We start from the raw sequence: 4,753 nt of genomic DNA, 5'->3' as shown, positions 1-4,753 counted from the left end.
CTCCTGGGCCTGGCACTGGGCCAGCAGCTCATCGAGCGCACCCGGATCACCGGCCACCACCACCGACGCCGGCCCGTTCACCGCCGCGACCTCGACCCGGCCACCGAACGCCTCAAGCCGAGACTCCACCTCAACCAACGGCAACGCCACCGACACCATCCCGCCGAGCCCCGCCAGCCCACCGGCAATCGCCTGCGAACGCAGCGCCACCACCCTCGCCGCATCCCGCAACGACAACCCACCCGCCACACACGCAGCCGCGATCTCACCCTGCGAATGCCCCACCACCGCAGCAGGCTCAACACCATATGAACGCCACAGCTCCGCCAGGGACACCATCACCGCCCACAGCACCGGCTGAACAACATCCACCCGCTCCAACGACGGCGCCTCCGGCGCCTGCCGAACCACCGACTCAAGATCCCAGCCAACGAACTCCCCCAACACCCGACCACACTCAGCGAACCGCTCCGCGAACACCGGCGCCGAATCCAACAACTCCACCGCCATACCCGCCCACTGCGAACCCTGACCCGGGAAGACAAACACCACCCGGTCACCCGCACCGGACACGCCCGAAGACGGACCGGTCACCACACCCGCAGCGTCCTCACCCCGCGCCAGCGCGCCCAGACCGGCCAGGAGAGCATCCCGGTCCCCGCCGATGACCACACCGCGGTACTCAAAGGCCGACCGCCCAGAAGCCAGCGACCACCCCACATCCGCCAAGGACAGCTTCTCGTCGCCCTCCACACGGGAAAGCAGCCGCTCCGCCTGCCCCCGCAACGCCTCCACACCACGACCCGAAACCACCCACGGCACGACCGGAAGGGCCACCGACGGTTCCGACGGCACTTCGTCCGCCTTCGGGGCCTGCTCGATGATCACGTGCGCGTTCGTGCCGCTCACGCCGAACGACGACACGCCCGCGCGACGCGGGCGGTCGGTCTCGGGCCAGGCCCGCTCCTCGGTGAGCAGCTCGACCGCACCGGCCTCCCAGTCCACCTGCCGCGACGGCTCATCCACATGCAGCGTCCGCGGCAGCACCCCATGCCGCATCGCCAGCACCATCTTCATCACACCCGCCACACCGGCGGCGGCCTGCGTATGACCGATGTTGGACTTCAGCGAGCCCAGCCACAGCGGCCGCTCCTCCGAGCGACCCTGGCCGTACGTGGCCAGCAGCGCCTGCGCCTCGATCGGGTCGCCCAACGTCGTACCCGTACCGTGCGCCTCGACGGCGTCCACGTCTTCGGGCGTGAGCTGGGCGTCCGCCAGCGCCTTGCGGATGACACGTTGCTGCGCCGGGCCGTTGGGGGCGGTCAGGCCGTTGGAGGCGCCGTCCTGGTTGATCGCGCTGCCCCGGATGACCGCGAGCACCGGGTGTCCGTTGCGGCGGGCGTCCGAGAGCCGCTCAAGGAGCAGCATGCCCGCGCCCTCGGCCCACGCGGTGCCGTCCGCGTGGTCCGAGAAGGACTTGCAGCGGCCGTTGGGAGACAGTGCGCCCTGGCGGCTGAACTCCACGAAGATCTCGGGTGTCGACATCACGGCCACGCCGCCCGCGAGCGCGAGGGTGCAGTCGCCGCGCCGCAACGCCTGCGCCGCGAGGTGGAGGGTCACCAGCGATGACGAACAGGCCGTGTCGACGGTGACGGCGGGGCCTTCGAGGCCGAAGGTGTACGCGACACGGCCCGATGCGACGCTGCCCGCGCTGCCGTTGACGAGGTAGCCCTCAAAGTTGTCCAGCGTGCCGTACAGCCGCGTCCCGTAGTCGTTGTACATGACGCCGGCGTAGACGCCCGTGTGGCTGCCGCGCAGTGTGGCCGGGTCGATCCCGGCCCGCTCGAACGCCTCCCATGACGTCTCCAGCAGCAGCCGCTGCTGGGGGTCGATGGTGAGTGCCTCCCGCGGGCTGAGGTTGAAGAACGCGGGGTCGAACTGGTCGGACTCATGGAGGAATCCACCCTCGCGGGTGTAGCTCTTACCCGGCTTCTCCGGGTCCACGTCGTACAGGTCGTCGGCCCAGCCGCGGTTCTCCGGGAACTCGGAGATCGCGTCGGTGCCGGAGGCGACCAGCTTCCACAGTTCCTCGGGGGAACGCACACTGCCCGGGTACCGGCAGCTCATCGCGACGATCGCGATCGGCTCGGAGCCCTGTCCCTCCAGGTCCTTGATGTGCTGCCGAGCCTGGTGCAGATCCCCCGTGACCCGCTTGAGATAGGCGCGAAGCTTTTCCTCGTTCGCCATCTGAAAAACGTTCCCTTTCACATTTCCGAGAATTCACGCCACAGCAGGTCGCAACAGAACAGGTCGCTGCTCAGAGCTGCTCATCGATGAAGCTGAAGAGGTCCTCGTCCGATGCCTCTTCGATCTGGTCCACCACCGAGTCGTCCGGCGGGCCACCAACCGGTCCACCGGAGTGGATGCCGTACTTCGCCAGCAGCTCCCGCAGACGCTCCTGGACGGGCTCGGGCAGCGCGTCGTGCGCCGTGAGCGCGGACTCGAAGGCGTCGAGCTCGCGCAGGCCGACCGTGGACTCCGCGTTCTGCGCCGGACCGATCTCGGCCTTGAGGAACTCCGCGATCGCACCCGGTGTCGGGTAGTCGAAGACCAGCGTGGCCGGCAGCCGCAGCCCCGTGGCGTCGTTCAGCAGGTTGCGCAGCTCGACCGCGGTCAGCGAGTCGAAGCCGAGCTCCTTGAACGACCGCCCCGCGTCCGCCGCCTCGGGGCGTGCGTGCCCGAGCACCCCGGCCACGTGGCCGCGCACCAGGTCCAGCAGTACACGGTCCTGCTCCGCCTCGTTCAGCCCGCTGAGCCGGTCGCGCAGCGACGGGGCCCCCGTGGCCCCGGCGGCTGTCGTGCCGCCGCTCGCGGCCCTACGGGCGACCGGCTTGACCAGCCCGCGCAGCAGCGGCGCGATCTCCTCCACGTCCTCGCGGGCACGCAGCGCGGCCATGTCCAGCCGTACGGGCAGGATGACGGCCTCGTCCAGTCCACCCGCCGCGTCGAAGAGCGCCAGGCCGTGCTCGGAGGACAGGGGCGCGATGCCCATGCGGGCCAATCGCTTGACCGCGCTGTCGTCCAGGTGCTCGGTCATGCTGCTGCGCTCGGACCACAAGCCCCAGCCGAGTGCCACGGCCGGAAGGCCGAGCGAACGGCGGTGGTGGGCCAGGGCGTCCAGGAAGACGTTGGCCGCCGCGTAGTTGGCCTGACCGGCGGTGCCGAACGTGCCCGCGGCTCCGGAGAAGAGGATGAACGCGTCCAGATCCAGGTCCAGGGTCAGCTCGTGCAGGTGGAGCGCCGCGTCCACCTTCGGGCGCAGCACCCGGTCGATCCGCTCCGCGGTGAGCGTCGCGATGACCCCGTCGTCCAGGACTCCGGCCACGTGCACGACCGCCTTCAGCGGGTGCTCGGCCGGCACCGCGGCCAGCACCCGGGCCAGCTGCTCCCGGTCCGCCGTGTCACAGGCGGCGACGGTCACGCTCGCGCCGAGTGCCGTCAGTTCCGCTTGGAGGTCGGCGGCGCCTTCGGCGTCCAGACCGCGGCGGCTGGTCAGCAGCAGCTGCCGCACGCCGTGCTCGGTGACCAGGTGCCTGGCGACCAGACCGCCCAGCGTGCCGGTGGCGCCGGTGACGAGGACCGTTCCGCTCGGGTCGAGGGTCAGGCCCGCGCCTTCGGCGGCCGTGCCGGCTCGGACCAGCCGGGGGACGAGGAGCTCGCCCCCGCGGAGGGCGAGCTGCGGCTCTCCCGCCTCGACGGCGGCGGGCAGGGCCCGGCACGACGCTTCGTCCTCGTCCAGGTCGACGAGCAGGAACCGGCCGGGGTTCTCCGACTGCGCCGAGCGGATCAGACCCCACAGCGGCGCGTTCGCCAGGTCGGCCATCTCCCGCGGGGACCGGGTTGCGACGGCGCCCCGGGTGAGGAACACCAGACGCGTGGCCGCGAACCGCTCGTCGTCCACCCAGGACCGTACGAGCTCCAGGGCGTTTCCGACGGCTGTACGGACGTCGCTCGCCATCGTGGTGAGTCCGGCATCCGCCGGCCTGCGGCCGGCGGTGCAGGCCACGAACACGGCGTCCGGGGCCGGCGCGCCCGCCTCGATCGCGTCGGCCAGCGCGGCCAGGTCGGCGTGCACCGCCACCTCCGCCTCGCCGTCGCCCAGCTCCACACTCAGCTTGAACTCGTCTGGACCGACCACGGCCCAGGCGGCGCCGGTGTGCCGCGGGTGCGGCAGGGCCGTCCAGCCGACACGGAACAGCGAGTCGTCGCTCGACTCGCCATGTGCCGCGCCGAGCTGGGCCGGGTCGATCGGCCGCAGCACGAGCGAGTCGAAAGAGGCCACAGGCGCACCGGTTCCGTCGGCCACCGCCACGGACACCGCGTCCTGCCCGGACGGTTTGAGAGCCACGCGCAGTACGGGGGCGCCCGCGGCGTGCAGCGCCACCCCGGTCCAGGTGAACGGCAGCCGGACCTCGTCGGGGTCGCCGAAGAACGCGCCCAGCCTGAGACCGTGCAGCGCCGCGTCCAGCAGTGCCGGGTGGATGGCGAAGTGTGCCGCCTCCGCCTGCCGCTCCCGCGGCAGCACGGCCTCGGCGAAGATCTCGTCCCCGCGTCGCCAGGCCGCCCGCAGCCCCTGGAAGGCCGGCCCGTAGTCGTATCCGGCGGCGGCGAAGTCCTCGTACAGCGAATCGGTGTCCAGCGCGACCGCGCCCTTGGGAGGCCATTCCGTCAGGTCACCCACGGGCGGCACCGT

Annotated in this window: 2 protein-coding genes; both read right to left on the bottom strand. The window is 71.5% G+C overall.

Annotated elements, in window-relative coordinates:
- Positions 1-2,247: type I polyketide synthase (locus ACZ5GP_RS33915; protein ID WP_468754514.1), on the bottom strand; the 2,247-nt coding region annotated here is incomplete at its 3' end.
- Positions 2,248-2,317: 70 nt separating this feature from the next.
- On the bottom strand, positions 2,318-4,753 hold a 2,436-nt coding region (locus ACZ5GP_RS33910), incomplete at its 5' end, for a type I polyketide synthase (protein WP_468754513.1).

The sequence above is a fragment of the Streptomyces sp. NPDC031466 genome, assembly GCF_055581265.1.
Note: the sequence above shows the minus strand (reverse complement) of the source record. Positions and strands in the feature narration are given on the sequence as shown.